The sequence below is a fragment of the Bacteroides togonis genome (assembly GCF_900130135.1).
Taxonomy (GTDB): Bacteria; Bacteroidota; Bacteroidia; order Bacteroidales; family Bacteroidaceae; genus Bacteroides; species Bacteroides pullorum.
In genome coordinates this window covers 3,011,132-3,028,267 of the sequence record NZ_LT670820.1, presented here as the reverse complement: position 1 = coordinate 3,028,267, position 17,136 = coordinate 3,011,132, and the positions used below count along the sequence as shown (strand labels likewise).

General features: G+C 46.8%; 15 protein-coding genes and 1 pseudogene. 7 read left to right on the top strand and 9 right to left on the bottom strand.

Going from position 1 to position 17,136, the window contains the following annotated elements; all coding sequences use genetic code 11:
* Nucleotides 1-335: 335 nt before the first annotated feature.
* The 3 genes and pseudogenes from BQ8005_RS12815 to BQ8005_RS12805 form a co-directional block, all read right to left on the bottom strand.
* Nucleotides 336-833: pseudogene (locus BQ8005_RS12815) on the bottom strand (DUF1016 N-terminal domain-containing protein); the annotation flags it as partial.
* 75 nt (nt 834-908) lie between these two features.
* Nucleotides 909-1,607 carry a response regulator transcription factor gene (locus BQ8005_RS12810; protein ID WP_021848860.1) on the bottom strand — a complete coding sequence of 233 codons (699 nt, stop codon included), beginning with the start codon at nt 1,605-1,607 and terminating at the stop codon, nt 909-911.
* Nucleotides 1,608-1,618: 11 nt separating this feature from the next.
* Complete coding sequence (locus BQ8005_RS12805) at nt 1,619-2,917, bottom strand: sensor histidine kinase (RefSeq protein WP_075318330.1); 1,299 nt, start codon at nt 2,915-2,917, stop codon at nt 1,619-1,621.
* A 241-nt stretch (nt 2,918-3,158) separates the two neighbouring features.
* Between BQ8005_RS12805 and BQ8005_RS17820 the strand changes: the two genes are divergently transcribed.
* The 3 genes from BQ8005_RS17820 to BQ8005_RS17945 all read left to right on the top strand — a co-directional run bounded on the left by BQ8005_RS17820 (nt 3,159) and on the right by BQ8005_RS17945 (nt 4,805).
* A complete protein-coding gene (locus BQ8005_RS17820) occupies nt 3,159-3,284 on the top strand; it encodes a hypothetical protein (protein ID WP_262484396.1) in 126 nt (41 codons plus the stop codon).
* Between the two features lie 517 nt (nt 3,285-3,801).
* Complete coding sequence (locus tag BQ8005_RS12800; RefSeq protein ID WP_159436255.1) at nt 3,802-4,071, top strand: hypothetical protein; 270 nt, start codon at nt 3,802-3,804, stop codon at nt 4,069-4,071.
* A 209-nt stretch (nt 4,072-4,280) separates the two neighbouring features.
* Complete coding sequence (locus BQ8005_RS17945; protein WP_075318328.1) at nt 4,281-4,805, top strand: stage II sporulation protein M; 525 nt, start codon at nt 4,281-4,283, stop codon at nt 4,803-4,805.
* A 71-nt stretch (nt 4,806-4,876) separates the two neighbouring features.
* Here BQ8005_RS17945 and BQ8005_RS17420 read toward each other — a convergent pair whose 3' ends face one another.
* Nucleotides 4,877-5,104 carry a hypothetical protein gene (locus tag BQ8005_RS17420; protein WP_159436254.1) on the bottom strand — a complete coding sequence of 76 codons (228 nt, stop codon included), beginning with the start codon at nt 5,102-5,104 and terminating at the stop codon, nt 4,877-4,879.
* A 307-nt stretch (nt 5,105-5,411) separates the two neighbouring features.
* On the opposite strand from BQ8005_RS17420, the gene BQ8005_RS12790 reads away from it, so the two are divergent.
* Genes BQ8005_RS12790 through BQ8005_RS12780 form a run of 3 tightly spaced genes read left to right on the top strand, consistent with a single transcriptional unit; the run spans nt 5,412 to nt 10,179 of the window.
* Nucleotides 5,412-6,581, top strand: coding sequence for an HlyD family secretion protein (locus BQ8005_RS12790; RefSeq protein ID WP_075318327.1), 1,170 nt, complete (start codon nt 5,412-5,414; stop codon nt 6,579-6,581).
* A gap of 30 nt (nt 6,582-6,611) precedes the next feature.
* Nucleotides 6,612-8,777, top strand: a complete 2,166-nt coding sequence (locus tag BQ8005_RS12785) for a peptidase domain-containing ABC transporter (protein WP_075318326.1) — start codon at nt 6,612-6,614, stop codon at nt 8,775-8,777.
* Between the two features lie 40 nt (nt 8,778-8,817).
* A complete protein-coding gene (locus tag BQ8005_RS12780) occupies nt 8,818-10,179 on the top strand; it encodes a TolC family protein (protein WP_075319209.1) in 1,362 nt (453 codons plus the stop codon).
* 28 nt (nt 10,180-10,207) lie between these two features.
* On the opposite strand, the gene BQ8005_RS12775 is transcribed toward BQ8005_RS12780, so the two are convergent.
* The 5 genes from BQ8005_RS12775 to rpoN all read right to left on the bottom strand — a co-directional run bounded on the left by BQ8005_RS12775 (nt 10,208) and on the right by rpoN (nt 15,363).
* Entirely contained in the window at nt 10,208-12,043 is a 1,836-nt protein-coding gene (locus BQ8005_RS12775) for a 4-hydroxy-3-methylbut-2-en-1-yl diphosphate synthase (protein WP_075318325.1), read from the bottom strand.
* A gap of 84 nt (nt 12,044-12,127) precedes the next feature.
* Entirely contained in the window at nt 12,128-12,637 is a 510-nt protein-coding gene (gene purE / locus BQ8005_RS12770; RefSeq protein ID WP_021848852.1) for a 5-(carboxyamino)imidazole ribonucleotide mutase, read from the bottom strand.
* Nucleotides 12,638-12,737: 100 nt separating this feature from the next.
* The gene (gene gcvH / locus BQ8005_RS12765) at nt 12,738-13,118 is read right to left on the bottom strand and encodes a glycine cleavage system protein GcvH (RefSeq protein WP_021848851.1); all 381 of its coding nucleotides are present in this window, start codon (nt 13,116-13,118) and stop codon (nt 12,738-12,740) included.
* A gap of 52 nt (nt 13,119-13,170) precedes the next feature.
* Nucleotides 13,171-13,848: a phosphatase PAP2 family protein gene (locus BQ8005_RS12760; RefSeq protein ID WP_075318324.1), complete on the bottom strand. Its 678-nt coding sequence runs from the start codon at nt 13,846-13,848 to the stop codon at nt 13,171-13,173.
* 15 nt (nt 13,849-13,863) lie between these two features.
* Complete coding sequence (gene rpoN, locus BQ8005_RS12755) at nt 13,864-15,363, bottom strand: RNA polymerase factor sigma-54 (RefSeq protein WP_021848849.1); 1,500 nt, start codon at nt 15,361-15,363, stop codon at nt 13,864-13,866.
* A gap of 217 nt (nt 15,364-15,580) precedes the next feature.
* Here rpoN and BQ8005_RS12750 point away from each other — a divergent pair, with 217 nt between their 5' ends.
* Nucleotides 15,581-16,954, top strand: a complete 1,374-nt coding sequence (locus BQ8005_RS12750; protein WP_075318323.1) for an aminopeptidase P family protein — start codon at nt 15,581-15,583, stop codon at nt 16,952-16,954.
* The last annotated feature ends 182 nt before the right edge of the window (nt 16,955-17,136 follow it).

Here is a 17,136-nt window from a genome sequence, read left to right as displayed (position 1 = left end):
AGCTAGAAAGATGAATCCGTGAATCCATTTTAGGAGAAATCAGTTTTTCTTTTGGATGTGAAAAATATCACTTTCGTTAAAGCACTGTTTTGTCCATTGCAAAGCAGTGCTTTTTTTTGCCGAAAGCAGTGTTCCCCAATAATTGTTTGGGTAGGGGGATATACGAAGATGCTTGGTGTAAACATCTACTTGGCAGTTGTAAAGAGGGACTTGACGGATATAACTATGGACTTGATGAGAGTGAAATGCATCTATGAACAGATTAGTTAATCGCACTCAAATTTGACAACCATTTTTAGAGATAGTCATTAAGAAAAAGAGATTCTGAGTAAGTATTTGAGCATTGATTTTACATCGTTAGCTTCCGATACGGGCAAGGTTTCAGTGAAATTGTTAGCCAACGCTCCATGCTTGCCATAATCGTCAAGTTTGATAGCTTCTTGCAGATAGCGTTTTGACCAATGGGATGTGATACTCTGCACCATGTATCAATAACGGGCACGAATATCCTTAACTTGTTGCATAATAATCAAGTTGTGCGTCCAATCCAGATGTTTGATGGGAAGAGTAAAATTGTACTTTCCCAATTGCGCAACCGGTGGTTGCGCAATTGAAGTATCACCCTCTTTTATCATCGTAGATTCCTGATTATATTCGTTGAAGAACTGCACCATATATTGCATGTTGCGTACAGTAAATCCTTTTATTTCGGAATAATCGTTCTTCAAGCCCGCTGCCAGCCGTTGCAAGGTTTTCTTGCCCCAACCGTCTGCATCCTGGCTTTGTTGCAACATGCCGCCAATATCCCGAAAGTTTTCTGACGTGTTATCAATTGCTTGTTTACCTGTATTTTAGCCATCATTTCCTTTGATATATTCACAAAGTTACGTTTTTTATAATGCAACACTTTAGTGCACATACAACACCCAACCCACGCAGCGGATAGTTTTAATCTCGATATCCGAATCATCCTCGAAGAGTTTGCGAAGTTTGGATATGAATACGTCGAGACTGCGCGAGGCGAAATAATCATCCTCCGTATTCCAGCAACGGCTCAAGATGGCTTCGCGACGAATAATCTCGTTCTTATTCTGAGCTAAGATTTGCAGGATTTTGGCTTCCATCAGTGTCAATACCCGATGCCGGCCGGTACGGTCGTCACGCAGATTGGCGTGTTCGGTATCCAGAGTATAGTGGCCGAACCGGCAAAAACCGGTTTCCGTTCTGCTGCCAACCCCTTCTTTCAGCTTCAGAATGGCTTTCATGTGCGCATCCAGTTCGTCGGCGATGAACGGTTTTTTGATGTAGTTGTTCACGCCCATTTCGTAGCCTTTCCGCACGTCCTTGGGTGAGGTCAGCGCTGAGGCAAACAATACAGGTGTTTCACGATCTATTTCCCGAATGCGTTTCACCATCTCGAAACCGTCCATTCCCGGCATGTCAATGTCGCTGATGATGATGTCGGGCTTGAATTCTTCCCAAACTCTCAGCCCTTCTTCACCGGTAGCAGCTGTACGTACTTCGTAACCGCCGATAATATCTTCCAAACCGCCTTGTATCACATAGCGCAGATTGGCATCATCTTCCACTAATAACAATTTAATCATAGGAACAGCTTTTATTTCAAATTTTGCACCAACAACGGCAAAGATATAACAAATTCGGTATACAGCCCCTCACTGCTGTTTACGAATATACTTCCACCATGCGCCTCCACCACTTGTTGCACAAAGTGAAGTCCCAAGCCGAATCCGGAAGCGCCTTGTTTGCGTTTCCGGCGCCCGGCAGCGCCACGCTCGAATTTATTGAATACCACCTTCTGGTCTTTTTCCGAAATACCTATCCCGTTGTCTCTCACTATGAGAATGGTATGACTGTCGTTGCACGACGAACTGAGGGTGATTTCCACACTCTCTTTGGAATACTTGACGGCATTGTCTATCAGATTATCCAACACCTCTTCCAAATATTCCTCATCGGCATAGACCTCTGTAGCTTGCAAGTCTTTCACAAAGCGTATCGGCTTATCTGCTTTGGCAGTAAACTTATCGACCAGTCTATCTACCATAGGAGCTAATTCGATTTCCTCTTTCTTCATATCCAGCTTATGCTGTTCCAATTTGGAGATTGTCAGCACTTTATTGGTCAACGTCAATAAATGGTCGGCTTCATTCTCGGCGATTTGGAAATACTTCTCTTTTCTTTCCGGCTTACCTTCCAACCGGCCGGTATGCAACAAGTTAAGCGTCATAACGATTGTGGTAAGTGGGGTTTTCATATCGTGAATCATGGCATAAGAGAAATCTTCGCGGATTTTGAAGATTTTATTCATGTGGGATATAATCCTAAGTTGGTAGATAATGCAGAAAACAATAAATGATGCCATCATTAAGGTAGCTACTATCAATAGTACCATACGCTGCAAAATAACAATATATGGATTGCGCAATACAAGCTGCACCCCTTTAGACAAGTCCAATTTAAGTGGTATAATATCTGATTTTATCACAAAAATATCATCCTCACCACTTACATTATCTCTTTTTGTATCTAGATAACGAATAGTAAATTCACAATTCAAATTTTCCTCTCTCAATAATAGACTGGCTATAGAATCTATTCTATCATTAGAAAATTCCATTCCAAGTTTCAGTAACCCATCATAAAGATAAGTACATTGAGATATAGTTTCTCCCTCCGGTCCTCCTATAATTTCTACCCCTTCAGGCAAATTTAAGGCAATCACACTTACTTCCCTTTTTAGGGAGCTCTCTAGAATCTCAGAAATTTTCTCTCTTATATCGGTTTGTATAAGAATATATGTATTATATAGCCATGTTATTTGTAAGAGTAACATAACCACTATACTGATAGAAGTAATCCAATAAAAGCATTTATTATTCTTCAAAGATTTCATAACATTTTTTACAAAGTTACATTTTTTCCCAAACAGAGCACTAATTGCATGTCACAATTTTAAATTAATTATCAATTGTAATTTCATCCATATTCACCAAAGATATTATCGACCAATAATTCAACATATTACATCAATAGATATTAGCATATTCTCTTTATTAACGTAACGATAACAAAAAGAAAACTTTTCACCTCTCTATCTCATACTAAATTTGCAGCATAAATAAAAAAAATAGAATATGAAAAAAATAATGAACGAATTAAGTAAAGAAGAGGCTTTAAACATCTTTGGTGGAGAAAAATATAAATGGGTTGTAGTCAATGGGCAACTAATATATATGATAGTAGGTACAAAAAAAGATTAATAACCATAGTTTATAAAAAAATATCCTTGGGGTTAATAACATAACATTAACAAAGGAACAACTTTCATCATCCGACTTAAGACTTACTTTTGCGACAGAAACAACGATATATTAGATTCTAAAGCATGAACAATTTATTAAATAAGGGGAAAGCCATGAAAAGAAAATGTCCACATTGCCACAATACCATCGATCTTAGAACAAGATTGTTATATTGTTGGCACGGAACAAATTATCCCATACAATGCCAACAATGTGGGAAGACACTCCATCCTTCCAAAGAGCCATTACCATTTTGGACGTGTTTTTGCATAGGGGCACTATCTTCCTATTTATCCTTTTGGATATACATTAAATTTATAGAAGACCATTTCCTTCATGCAATTGGTTTCGGAGCATGTATGTCAGCTATAGCCATACTAATCATAGGTATCATAGTTGTCAGAAAAATCGAGTTCAGATAAGTTTTAATAGGTTGCAGAACCAAAATATTAACAATTCAATTATTTATCAAGTCATGAAAAATGTAATTAAAAAAGTGACAGCCCTTTCATTGGTTGTAGGATTATGCATCAGTTCATCTTTATTGGTTAATAGAAAAACGAACAAAGTAAGTGAATTATATGCCGGTATCGGATATTTGGCTGCAAAAAATGGTGCTAGTGCAGAAGCCGGACTTGCTATTTCAGTAATAGGAGTTGCAGATGCGACTTTACAAGGAGCAGCTTGGGGCATGGCATTTGGGAATGTTGCAGGAGCCGTAGCAGGCGCAACAGTCGGCTTGTAAAACAGTATAGACACATTTATTCCGTTCCCCACAAAAATATTCACCTCAATAATACTCAAACTGATAAGTATAAAAGCTTATCACTGAATATACAGTGGATATTCGCTATATTTTTGTGCCAAAGCCAAAATTTATCTTATCCATTTCCCCGCATTGGAATATGAATATCATAGTATTTGGTTTTGGCACTGCTATCTACCTCCCCGAATATGAAAGAAAAAAAGTGTCAAATCATAATATGTATAAGCTTCTTGGTGTACGCAATAGGATTCCTAATTGGATTAATTGTTGAATATTCATTTATAGATACAGCATCATCCTCTATTTCAGACTATCAAAAGCTTCTTACAATTCACAATGAATCTCATTTTAAGAGTTTTTTGTGGATAACAGAAAATAATATTATCGTAATATTGAAAAATGTTATTTTAGGTATCTTCAGCTTTGGAATTTTTTCTCTGGTATTTGTATTTTACAATGCCTATATACATGGCTATATTATAAAATCATTATTTCCACTTTTGGGAACACAGGATATGCTATGCAGTACAATACCACATTCAATTGAATTAATTCCGCTAATTCTGTCTGTTCTTCTTGGCTTTTCCATATCCAATAAGATAATTTTACATAAGAACATTCTATCTGTTAAAAAGACCATACAATTAAGTATGGCGTGTATAATAATCACTATTGTAGCTGCTTTTATCGAAACCCATATATCAATGATCTGATTTATTATGAGACCAAACAATATAACGTTTACATTAGCCTTAGTCATACTCTTATTACTTTCATTATCTTCTTATTGCATCACAGAATTTTCTAATGCAATACAACTTAGAATTGCACATATAGAAAAGATTCCAACTGCATATGGAATTGCGTTTGCATTGAATAATATAGTAGCAGCACTCATTCCTTTAGGTATTTGTTTATTCATATTCTCAACATCCAAAATTGTAATTTGCGATATATTTGAAAGGAAACTAAACACAAAACAGTATTTCTGCACAATATGTTTTTCGTTCATTCCTTTTTTAGTATATAACTATTTCCTATGGTATAATCTTATTAAATATGTAAACGGAAAGTATTTATCTACAGCTGAAGATCTTCTTAATATGAAATACATATGGGGCCTTACATTAAATGATTTAAGTATCATAAATACAGGCTGTTGGTTTTACATATATGGGCATCTGATCATATATTTATTATCAAAAGGAATTTCAATTCATATATCATTGTTGTCAATTTTGTTACCTCCACTTTTAGTTTATATTTCTCTAACTTCTTTTTGCTAAGAAAAGTAGCCATATTTACAAAACATAAAAGCTATGTTATTACCGAACGAATGGATAGAAAACAGTATTGAAACGTACATCTATCAACACACGACCAAATCGCAAGTTATCTATTGGGTGGTTTTATTAGCCATTACAGCAACTCTTGTAGCACTTCCGTTTATCTATGTGGACATTTCGGTGCAGGGAAGCGGAGTGGTCAGACCGATAGCAGAAAAAGCGGAAATCACTTCTTCCGTTACAGAGATAGTGGACTCGGTGTTCGTACGGGAAGGTGAACAGGTAAAAAAAGGGGATGTCATTCTTCGATTCAAGACAGCCAATTCGGATTATAAAATCAGTTACCAGATCAGCCGTTTGAACGATTGCAGTGCCCAACTGATGGACTTGGCTTATTTGGCCAAGGGAGAGAAGCCGAACACGTTCAGTTCGCCGGTTCGGCAACAGGAATACATTTATTTTATCCGAAAAAAACAAGAACTGGAAACAGCCTTAGCACAGGCGGAAAAAGAATACATGCGCAACAAAACGCTGTTTGAGAAGAAAGTGATTTCCGAAGAAGAGTATGATGGTTATTACTTCAAGTTGCAGAACCAGCGCAATGAATTGGCTTCGTTGATGCAGAGCCAGCTCAGTACATGGCAGGCCGACAAAAACACCTATCAAAACACCTATAACGAAATGAATTCCAGTCTGAAACAGGAGGTGAAAGACAAGGATTTGTATATTGTGCGCAGCCCGGTAGCTGGAACGGTAGACCAGTTTTCCGGCGTGTACAGAGGAAGCAGCATCCAGGCAGGGCAAACTTTGGCAGTCATCAGCCCGGATTCCACGCTCTGTCTGGAAGTGTATGTTACACCCCGTAACATCGGCTTTATGAGCGTAGGAATGCCTGTAAAGATGCAGGTGGAATCGTTCAATTACAACGAATGGGGCACGATTCCGGGTAAAGTGAAGGAGATTTCATCGGATTTCCTGACGGACAGCCAAGGAAACTCTTTCTATAAGGTGAAATGCGAGATAGAACGCGATTACCTGCAACTGAAGAACGGACGGGTTGGAAAACTGAAGAAGGGAATGACGGTCAGTGCACATTTCATGGTCTCCCGCCGCTCGTTGTTTGATCTGCTTTATCAGAAAATGGACGATTGGGTAAATCCCCGACAATATGAGAATGAAACAATGGTGGCGAAATTGAATTGAATACAAACATTAAAATAGTAGGCAACGAATATGTACAAAAAAGGAATTAAGATAAAGCAACACGATATTACAGACTGCGGAGCGGCCTGCCTGGCTTCGGTATGCGCACATTACGGACTGCAATTTCCCGTGGCACGTATCCGACAATATGCGTTCACCGACCAGAAAGGCACCAATGTACTGGGGTTGATTGAAGCGGCCAACCGTCTGGGACTTTCAGCCAAAGGGGTTAAGGCCCTGTTCGAGGCATTGCGTATCGTACCCAAGCCCACCATTGCCCACGTCATCGTGCACGAACGGTTACAGCATTTTGTAGTCATCTACAAAGTGGAAAAAGAGCATATCACTTACATGGACCCAGGCGATGGCCGGATGCACAAAGTGCCCAACGAAACATTCGGAAGTATGTGGACAGGCGTACTGATCCTGATGGAACCGGAAGAAAGTTTCAAAAAAGGCAATATGAAGACCAGCATGGCCCGCAAGTTCTTCTCGCTGCTGGCTCCTCACAGAAGCGTAATGATACAGGCCGTTTTCGGTGCGTTGGTATACAGTATTCTCGGCTTGTCCACCTCAGTATACGTGGGCAAGATTACGGACTATGTGCTGGTGGACGAAAATATCAACTTGCTTAACCTGATGGGCGTGGTGATGATTGTCATCCTGCTGTTGCGAACCTTCATCGGAGCCATGAAGAGCATCTTGGCACTGAAGACAGGCCAACGGATTGACGCGGCCTTGATATTGGGCTATTACAAGCATCTGCTGACGCTCCCGCAACAGTTCTTTGACACGATGCGGGTAGGCGAAATCATTTCGCGTGTGAACGATGCGGTGAAGATACGCAATTTCATCAACAATGTGTCGCTGGACTTGGTGGTGAACCTGATGATTCTGCTGTTCTCGGTGGGACTGATGTTCGTTTACTCCTGGAAGTTGGCTCTGATCACATTGGCATCCGCTCCCTTGTTCCTACTTATCTTCTGGGGATTTAACCGCCTGAACAAGAAGTATCAGCGCAGCATCATGGAGAGCAGCGCGGATTTGGAATCACAGTTGGTGGAATCCATCAATTCGATTTCTACCATCAAGCGGTTCGGCATCGAGGATTTTGCCAATCTGAAAACGGAAACACGCTTTGTTCATTTGCTGAAGAATACATTCCGAAGCATCTATGGTGCCATCATGGCGCAAGGGGGCATCCAGTTTGTATCCACGGCCATCACCATTGCCGTGCTTTGGGTGGGTAGTACATTGGTGATTGACAAGGAACTGACACCGGGCGCGTTAATGGTGTTCTATTCGCTGATCAGTTATGTCATCTTGCCTATTGGTTCGCTGATTTCATCCAATCAGACTATTCAGGATGCACTGATTGCCGCCGACCGCCTTTTCCAAATTATGGATTTGGAGCGGGAACAGGACGATTCGCAGAAGATTGTGCTGGAGCCGGACATGATTGGGGATATCACTTTTGAGAATGTGTCTTTCCGTTACGGTTCACGCAAAGAGGTGTTTAACGGGCTGAACTTGAAGATTGAGAAAGGAAAGACAACGGCTGTCATCGGTGAAAGCGGTTCAGGGAAGACCACGTTGGTTTCCTTGTTGCAGCACATCTATCCCATACAGGCCGGAAAAATCCGCATCGGTGATTATGACATTGCGCAGATTGACAATAAGAGCCTTCGCCGCTGGGTGGGCACCGTGCCCCAACAAATCGAATTGTTTGCCGGGACGATTATCGAGAACATTGCGGTGGGTGACCTTCAGCCGGATATGAAGCGGATTGTGGACTTGGTGGAACAATTGGGGTTGAAGGACTTCATTGACCATTTGCCTAACGGCTATATGACATATATCGGTGAACACGGAGCTTCCTTGTCCGGAGGGGAACGGCAGCGCATTGCCATTGCCCGTGCCTTGTACAAGGAGCCTGAAATCCTGATATTCGATGAAGCAACCTCTTCGCTGGATTCCATATCGGAGAAGTACGTGAAGCAGACACTGAATGTGTTGGCCCAGCGGGGAAAGACAATTATTGTGATTGCGCACCGCTTGAGTACCGTGAAAAACGCGGATACGATTGTGGTCATTGATCAAGGACAGGTGGTCGAAATAGGCACGCACAAGGAATTATTCAAGTCCGATGGAATCTATAACCGATTGTGGAATGAGCAATTTGAGATATTAAGTTAACGATGCGAAAAGAAAGGTTAGCGCAAATTCTGAAATGAGTATGAACAAGTTAGTGACCGTTACATGCACGGCTATTATTTATTTAGCAGGCATAGAAAACATACAAGCCCAACAAAAGCGATGGACATTATCGGAATGTATTGATTATGCCGTTGAACATAACATTGAAGTGAAGCAAAGCCGGAATCAGGTTCTAAGTTTGAAGATACAGAAGAATAGCCTGCAGAACAGTATCCTTCCAGACTTAAATGCCGGGGCTTCGCAAAACTTTACCTATGGGCGTTCTTTGAATCAGAACAATACGTATGAGAACAGCAACATTAAAAATTCTTCTTTTTCCGTCAGTACTGAGTTGCCGATATTCGCAGGGTTCAAACGGACAGTATCGCTTTCGCAAAACAAGTTTGATTTATTGACTGCAGAAGCAAACCGGGAACTGATAGAAAATAATCTTTCGCTGAATGTAACGAGTGCCTATTTTCAGATATTGCTGAATAAAGAAATCTATCGTATAGCTCTGGAGCAGATCCAACTGACTAAGGAACAGGAAGCGCGTACTTTGTTGCTGATAGAAAATGGGAAAGCTCCTGAATCGCAATTGTACGATGTACGGGCGCAATTGGCCGATGATGAGTTGACGGCCACCGAGGCAAAAAATTCACTTCGCTTGGCTTTCCTGGACTTGGCTCAATTGATGGAACTGAAAGGGTATGAAAACTTTGAAATTGATTCATTGGGAGGCAATGTGACCGTGTCGGATACGCTCAGTCCGTTGCACATTTATCAGAATGCCTTGACTTGTATGCCACAGATACACCAGGCTTTTTATTCCTTGCAGAGTAAAGCCAAAGAAGTCAAGATAGCAAAAGCCGGGTATTATCCGACCATTTCTTTTGCCGCAGGCATTAATACCGGATATTACGACAATGAAAGCAGATTAAGCGAAACCTTTCGCAGGCAATTCAGCAACAATATGCAGAAGAGTCTGTGTTTTACCATCAGTATCCCCTTGTTTGATCGCTTTTCTACAAGAAACCAGATAAGGGCGGCACGCATTGAGGAAGATAATGCGAGGTTGGCGTTGGAGAATGAGAAGAAGCAGCTATATAAGGACATCGAGCAGGCTTATACCGATGCGGTTTCGGCTTTTGAGAAATACGAATCGACCACAAAGGCAGTCATGGCCAATCAGGAAGCGCATCGGTATGCGTTGGAGAAGTATGCGGCAGGGAAATCCACGGTATTTGAATATAATGAAATCAAGATGAAACTGGCCGATGCATTGTCCAAGCAATCACAGGCCAAGTACACATATCTGCTGAAAGAAAGAGTGTTGGCTTTCTATTCCTGCCACAAATGGATAGAAATCATGGACACGGCACAAAGACATGCCTCAATCTAAGCATGCCTTTGCGTCATGTCCGCAATGTTTACTGCCAGTCTCCGTTAGCCTTGATGAGCTCGATGAGCTTCTCTACCGCCTCTTCTTCGGGAATGTTCTTCTCGATGCATTCCTTCTTCTTGTAAAGACTGATTTTGCCGCGTCCGGCACCCACGTAACCATAGTCGGCATCGGCCATCTCGCCCGGGCCGTTGACAATGCAGCCCATGATGCCTATCTTCAGCCCTTTCAGGTGCGACGTAGCGGCCTTGATGCGGGCGATGGTGCTCTGCAGGTCGTAGAGCGTGCGTCCGCAGCCGGGACAGGAAATGTATTCGGTCTTGCTGGTGCGCAAACGACCGGCCTGTAGGATACCGAAGGCGGTGGCGTCCAGCGTGGTGGCGGGGATTCTGCCCTGGTTGTAGAGGAAAATACCGTCCGTCAGGCCGTCGAAGACAAGGGCGCCCATGTCGGTTGCCGCCTTGATCTGCAAGTTTTCCTTCTCCTCCTCAGCATAGTGCTGGAAGAAGACAACAGGATTGGACAGACCTTCCTGCATCAGCTGGTGGACAAGCGCACGCTGCTCACCCAGCCGGTTGGGATGGTTGCTCTGTGCCACAAGTACAATTTCGGGATGGTACTTCAGACAGGCGAGCGCCTCGTCGTTCAACCCCATATAGGTAATGAAGAGGAATTTCAGTGCAGCGTTGCAACTGCTTACGAAAGGCATTTGGTCGCCCTTGAAGGCAGGCCAGGTATTGGGCTTTCCTTCCCACACGTCGGCATCGACAATGTACTGCACACCTTCCTGTACGTCGGCAGGCAGCTGGTGGCCGGTATAGATATAGTCGGGAGCGAACTGCGGATCGGTCGTCAGGTCGCCGTCCAGACGGGCGGCAATGACAACGGGCACATTGTCGCTGCCGATATTGCGCACGGCCACGGTCTGTCGGCGCGAAGGAGCCAGATAGTTGAAGGTCGGGATGTTCGGGCCGGGGATATAAGGATGATCCTTGCGGCGCGTCACGTAGTCCACCAGCTTGCGGGCCACAGGAATCTCGGCCTCGGGCGCCTCGCTCAACGATACACGAATGGTGTCGCCCAGTCCGTCGGCCAGCAGGGCGCCGATGCCCAGGGCCGACTTGATGCGTCCGTCCTCGCCGTCGCCTGCCTCGGTCACACCCAAATGTAATGGGAAGTGCATGCCTTCCTTTTCCATGACGGCTGCCAGCAGGCGTACCGTCCGCACCATAACTACCGTATTCGAAGCCTTGATGGAGATGACTACGTCGGTGAAATGCTCGTCTACACAGATGCGCAGAAACTCCATGCACGATTCTACCATGCCCTCGGGTGTGTCGCCGTAGCGCGACATGATGCGGTCGGACAGGGAGCCGTGGTTCACGCCGATGCGGATAGCCGTGTGGTTTTCCTTACAGATGTTCAGGAAGGGGACAAAGCGGTCGCATATCTTCTGCAATTCCTGCGCATATTCCTCATCGGTATACTCCAGGTGCTTGAAGGTACGGGCAGCGTCTACGTAATTACCGGGATTGATACGTACCTTCTCGGCATAGAGAGCGGCCACGTCGGCCACGTGCGGATTGAAGTGTACATCGGCTACCAGCGGCGTCATGTAGCCGTCGCGGCGCAGGGCAGCATTGATATTGCGAAGGTTTTCGGCTTCCTTCACGCCTTGTGTCGTGAGCCGCACGTATTCTCCGCCCGCATCGGCTATACGTTTGGCTTGGGCTACGCAGGCATCGGTATCCTGAGTAGCGGTATTGGTCATGCTCTGTATGCGGATAGGATTGTCGCCTCCCAACGGAGTGGCACCGATATTGACTACAGATGTTTCCCTGCGGGAATAGTTGAATAAATCCATAATGAATGAAGAATTAAGAATGAAGAATTAAGAATGGGGATGCGATGACCGATTCTTCATTCCTAATTCTTCATTCTTCATTTTTTAGTTCGTCTTGTACTCGTATCTTACGTCCTTCAGGTCCTCGTTGGCCTTGGTGATTTTCTTCTTCAGGCCTTCCTTGTAGGCGGCGAAAGCTTGCGCGAGGGCTGTATCGTTCAGCGACAGGATTTGTACGGCCAGGATGGCGGCATTCATGGCACCGTCGATGGCTACCGTCGCTACAGGAATGCCGGGAGGCATCTGAATGATAGAATAGAGGGCATCCACACCGTCGAGCACAGCGCCTTTGACGGGTACGCCGATGACGGGCAGGGTGGTGTTGGCAGCAATAACACCTGGCAGGGCTGCAGCCATACCTGCGGCAGCGATGATGACCTTGATGCCACGCTTGCGGGCGTTCTTGGCAAACTCTTCTACGGCCTCGGGCGTACGGTGGGCCGAGAGTGCGTTCATTTCGAACGGAATGTGGAAATCATTGAGCAGCTGGGCGGCCTTCTCCATGACAGGAAGGTCGGACGTACTACCCATGATGATGCTTACGATTGGAGTCATGATTAGTAGTTAGTGATTAGTGGTTAATGATCAGCGGTTAGTGATGTTTACGTACAGCTTGCTGACTGTCAACCACTAACCGCCAACCGTTTATCAATTATTATTCGTTGACCAGTGCCTTGTAGGCTTCGGCGTCGAGCAGACTGTCGAAATCGGCATCAGCAGAAGGCTTGATCTTGATGAGCCAACCTTCGCCGTAGGGGTCCTGATTTACCAGTTCGGGCTGATCGGCCAGAGCTGCGTTCTGCTCCAGCACTTCGCCGGCTACGGGGATGAAGAGGTCAGAGATGGTCTTCACTACTTCGATGGTACCAAATGTTTCGCCGGCTTCCAGTGTCTCGCCTTCGGTCTGGATGTCTACGAATACGATGTCACCCAGTTGTTCCTGAGCATAGTCGGTGATGCCTACATAGGCTACGTCGCCTTCCTGGCGGATCCATTCATGTTCTTTGGTGTACTTTACGTTGCTTGGAAAGTTCATGATTTTTAGTTTTAGAGGTTAAAAATATAAGTGTATCACTGATAATTGACTTTTAATAGGTGAACAGCAGCTGACGGAAGAAGAAGTAGAAGCTGTTGGCGATGGGATGGAGCACCATCAGCGAACAGATGAAGCCCACGGCAAATCCTCCCATCACTTCGCCCAGCGTATGATGCCCCAGGATGATACGTGCCGTACCCAGCACACCGGCCACCAGAATGAAGAGGCAAAGCCACCAGACCGGATTATAACCGAACAGGGCACTGAAAGCCACCAGTCCGCCAATGACGGCACCGGCACCGGCCATGTGCTCACTCAGCTTCCATTTCAGGTTAACCACAATGCAGATAACCATCATGATAAGGGCTGCCAGAATGATGCCACTCATGTACCACGGAATGTTCAGGCGGTTCATCATCAGCAAGCAGAATACGTAGGAGGTTATCGTGAGGAAAAAGGGAACGTAGCGTTTCTTGCGCTCGCCCAACTCCTGCGCACTGAAACCGTTGATCTTCTTGAAGATGAAGATAGCCAGTACAGGAATCATGATGGTGAAGCAGTAGACAATGCCCAGCACAATGAGTTTGTACTGAATGGGCATGATGCTCAGGTATGAGAACAGGAACAGTATCAGGAAAGCCAGGAAAGGTATGGAGAACGGCGTGAATATGGCCGATACCATGCGGGCTACCCGGATAAGAGTCTTTTCTTCTATGAGTTTTACTTCCATCTTTCTTTGTTATGTCTATTTCCGCAGACGAGCTACGGGGATGTTCAGCTGCTGACGATATTTGGCTACGGTGCGGCGGGCTATCGGATAACCTTTGGCGGCCAACATCTCGGTCAGTTCGTCGTCGGTGTAAGGGTTCTTTTTGTCCTCACTGTCGACACATTCTTTCAGGGCCTTCTTGATTTCGCGTACCGACATTTCTTCGCCGTCTTCCTTCGTATAGCCGTCGCTGAAGAAGAACTTCAGCGGATAGATGCCGTAGTTGGTCTGCACGTACTTGCTGTTGCTCACGCGCGAAATGGTAGAGATGTCCAGCTTGGCCCGCTCGGCCACATCCTTCAGGATCATGGGGCGAAGCAGCGACTCGTCACCTTCCTCGAAGAAGGGACGTTGAAGGTCGATAATGGCCTGCATGGTGGTGAGCAACGTGTTCTGCCGCTGCTTCACGGCGTCGATAAAGCCCTGCGCAGCGTCCATCTTCTGCTTCAGGAAGAGCATGGCTTCCTTGGATTCCTTCGACTGGTTGGCCTTGTTCTTCGTGTGTTCCTCGACCATCTCCGAGAAGTCGCGGCTGATGCGCAATTCGGGAACGTTGGGGTTGTTCAGCGAAAGGTTGATGGTGCCGTCGTCCTCGGTCTCGACGATGAAGTCGGGTACAATCTGCTGCATGTTCTTCCCCACGGCTTCGCCCAGCGAGGCACCGGGCCGGGGATTGAGTTTGCAGAGCTCCTTGATGGCGCGGTCGAGCTGGTCTTCACTGATGCCGATCTTCTGCTGTATCTTATCCCAATGTTTGCGGGTGAATTCTTCGTAACAGTCGCTGATGATGGTGGTCTCCAGCCGGAGTAGGCTGTCGTCGGCCTTGGCGGGCAGCTGTTCCTTCTTGTGGCGAAGCTGGATGAGGAGACATTCGCGCAGGTCGCGGGCTCCCAGTCCGGCGGGTTCGAAGTCCTGGATGACCTTGAGCGCCTCTTCCAACTGCTGGGGAGTGGCCTCGATGCCGGAATAGATGGCCAGTTCGTCGGCGATGCTGTCCAGCGGCTTACGCAGGAGGCCATCGTCATCGAGCGAGCCGATGAGATATTCGGTCAGTTCGCGCTGATGGGGAGTGAGGTTGCGTTCGCCCAACTGTTCCTTCAAAGTTTCGTAGAAGGAGGTGGAGTCGGAGAACGGGATTTCCTCGGCCTGTTCGTCGCGGCTGCGGTTGTTTTCCTGGAGCTTGTAGTCGGGGATGTCGTCTTCGCTGAGGTAGTCGCTCAGCGAGTCGTAGTCGGTGTCGCCGCCGTCTTCTTCGCTGATGGTCGATTCGTCGGCCGTGCGGACATCTTCTTCCTCTCCGTGGGTTTCCTCACGTCCTTCTTCGAGGGCGGGGTTTTCCAAGAGTTCAGCCCGGACGCGGTCTTCCAGCTCCACGGCGGGAAGTTCCAGCAGTTTCACTACCAGAATTTGTTGGGGCGAGAGCGTCTGTACCTGCTGCTGCGCCTGGGTCTGTATCTGTCGGGAGCTTTGTGCCATATCTTTTCTTAAATAGTAGCGCAAAAATAGTGAAAGGTGAGCGTACTGGCAAATGAAAAACAAGGTTTTTCGTTTGTTTCTGCCCTCGCCTTTCACTATCTTTCAATAAGACAGGATGCGACTCGGCATAATCAAACTGAAAACTGAGTTTTCATTTGCTTCTACACTCGCCTTTCGCTATCTTTGCAATCAATCAACCTTTAAAGCAAGAAACACCATGTTTGCGAAAGAAACTTATGTACAGCGCAGAGCCCAGCTGAAGAAAACCGTGGGCTCGGGTGTCCTGCTGTTCCTGGGGAACGACGAACAGGGACTGAACTACGAGGACAACACCTTCCGCTATCGTCAGGATTCTACTTTCCTTTATTATTTCGGACTTTCCTTCGCCGGGCTGTCGGCCATCATCGACATCGACGAAGACCGTGAAATCATTTTCGGCGACGAACTGAGCATCGACTACATCGTCTGGATGGGTACGCAGCCCACGCTCCGCGAGAAAGCCGCAGCCGTGGGCATCGCCGACACACGCCCCGCGGCCGATATCGTCAGCTACCTGCACAAGGCCGTGCAGAGCGGTCAGAGCATCCATTACCTGCCGCCCTACCGCGCCGAGCACAAGTTGAAGCTGATGGACTGGCTGGGCCTGCCGCCCGCACGCCAGGAGGGGTCTGTACCCTTTATCCGTGCCGTGGTGGCGCAGCGCAACTACAAGACGGCCGAGGAAATCGAAGAAATCGAGAAGGCCTGCAACGTAACGGCCGACATGCACATCGCCGCCATGAAGTGCATCCGTCCCGGCATGTACGAATACGAGGTGGTGGCCGAGATGAACCACGTGGCCGAGCGTAACAATTGCGAACTCTCCTTCGCCACCATCGCCACCATCAACGGGCAGACGCTGCACAACCACTACCACGGCAATAAAATCAAGCCGGGCGACCTCTTCCTCATTGACGCCGGTGCCGAACTGCCTTCGGGCTATTGCGGCGACATGTCGTCCACCATCCCCGCCGACAAGACCTTCACACCCCGCCAGCGTGCCGTCTACGAGATTCAGAACGCCATGCATCTGGAGAGCGTCAAGGCTCTGCGACCCGGCATTCCCTATATGGACGTCTACGACCTCTCGGCCCGTGTCATGGTGGAAGGCCTGAAGGAGCTGGGTCTGATGAAGGGCAATGCCGAAGATGCTGTCCGCGAAGGTGCCCACGCCCTGTTCTATCCGCACGGCCTGGGCCACATGATGGGACTCGACGTGCACGACATGGAGAACCTCGGCGAGCAGTGGGTGGGCTACAACGGCCAGCCCAAGAGCACCCAGTTCGGCCGCAAGAGCCAGCGTCTGGCCATTCCGCTCGAGCCGGGCTTCGTGCATACCGGGGAGCCGGGCATCTACTTCACCCCCGAACTCATCGACCTGTGGCGCGGGCAGCAGAAGTTTACCGATTTCATCAACTACGACAAGGTGGAGGAATACCGCCACTTCGGCGGCATCCGCAACGAGGAGGACTACCTCATCACCGCCGACGGTGCCCGCCGCCTGGGCAAGAAGATTCCTCTGACACCCGACGAGGTGGAAGCCTTACGCTGACGCCCGACGCCGTTTCTACAGATACGGGGAGCGTGCCCGACGAAGCCTTGCAAGGCCGCCGGCACGCCCCCCGCTTTTTTCGGCAGGCAGCCCTGTCCCTCTCCATTCGCCCGCCACACTGCGGCCGGCCCGAAAATCCAATTTTTGAATGTTTGCACCGGTGCAAGTGAACAAAAATCATA

Bases quoted from the DNA above. Each gene is read 5' to 3' on its own strand.
- rpoN (WP_021848849.1), bottom strand. From the start codon at position 15,363: ATGGCACAAAGCTCCCGACAGATACAGACCCAGGCGCAGCAGCAGGTA.
- BQ8005_RS12805 (WP_075318330.1), bottom strand. From the start codon at position 2,917: ATGAAATCTTTGAAGAATAATAAATGCTTTTATTGGATTACTTCTATC.
- BQ8005_RS12775 (WP_075318325.1), bottom strand. From the start codon at position 12,043: ATGGATTTATTCAACTATTCCCGCAGGGAAACATCTGTAGTCAATATC.
- BQ8005_RS12785 (WP_075318326.1), top strand. From the start codon at position 6,612: ATGTACAAAAAAGGAATTAAGATAAAGCAACACGATATTACAGACTGC.
- BQ8005_RS12810 (WP_021848860.1), bottom strand. From the start codon at position 1,607: ATGATTAAATTGTTATTAGTGGAAGATGATGCCAATCTGCGCTATGTG.
- BQ8005_RS12750 (WP_075318323.1), top strand. From the start codon at position 15,581: ATGTTTGCGAAAGAAACTTATGTACAGCGCAGAGCCCAGCTGAAGAAA.
- purE (WP_021848852.1), bottom strand. From the start codon at position 12,637: ATGACTCCAATCGTAAGCATCATCATGGGTAGTACGTCCGACCTTCCT.
- BQ8005_RS17820 (WP_262484396.1), top strand. From the start codon at position 3,159: ATGAAAAAAATAATGAACGAATTAAGTAAAGAAGAGGCTTTAAACATC.
- BQ8005_RS12780 (WP_075319209.1), top strand. From the start codon at position 8,818: ATGAACAAGTTAGTGACCGTTACATGCACGGCTATTATTTATTTAGCA.
- gcvH (WP_021848851.1), bottom strand. From the start codon at position 13,118: ATGAACTTTCCAAGCAACGTAAAGTACACCAAAGAACATGAATGGATC.
- BQ8005_RS12790 (WP_075318327.1), top strand. From the start codon at position 5,412: ATGTTATTACCGAACGAATGGATAGAAAACAGTATTGAAACGTACATC.
- BQ8005_RS12800 (WP_159436255.1), top strand. From the start codon at position 3,802: ATGAAAAATGTAATTAAAAAAGTGACAGCCCTTTCATTGGTTGTAGGA.
- BQ8005_RS12760 (WP_075318324.1), bottom strand. From the start codon at position 13,848: ATGGAAGTAAAACTCATAGAAGAAAAGACTCTTATCCGGGTAGCCCGC.
- BQ8005_RS17945 (WP_075318328.1), top strand. From the start codon at position 4,281: ATGAAAGAAAAAAAGTGTCAAATCATAATATGTATAAGCTTCTTGGTG.
- BQ8005_RS17420 (WP_159436254.1), bottom strand. From the start codon at position 5,104: ATGAACGAAAAACATATTGTGCAGAAATACTGTTTTGTGTTTAGTTTC.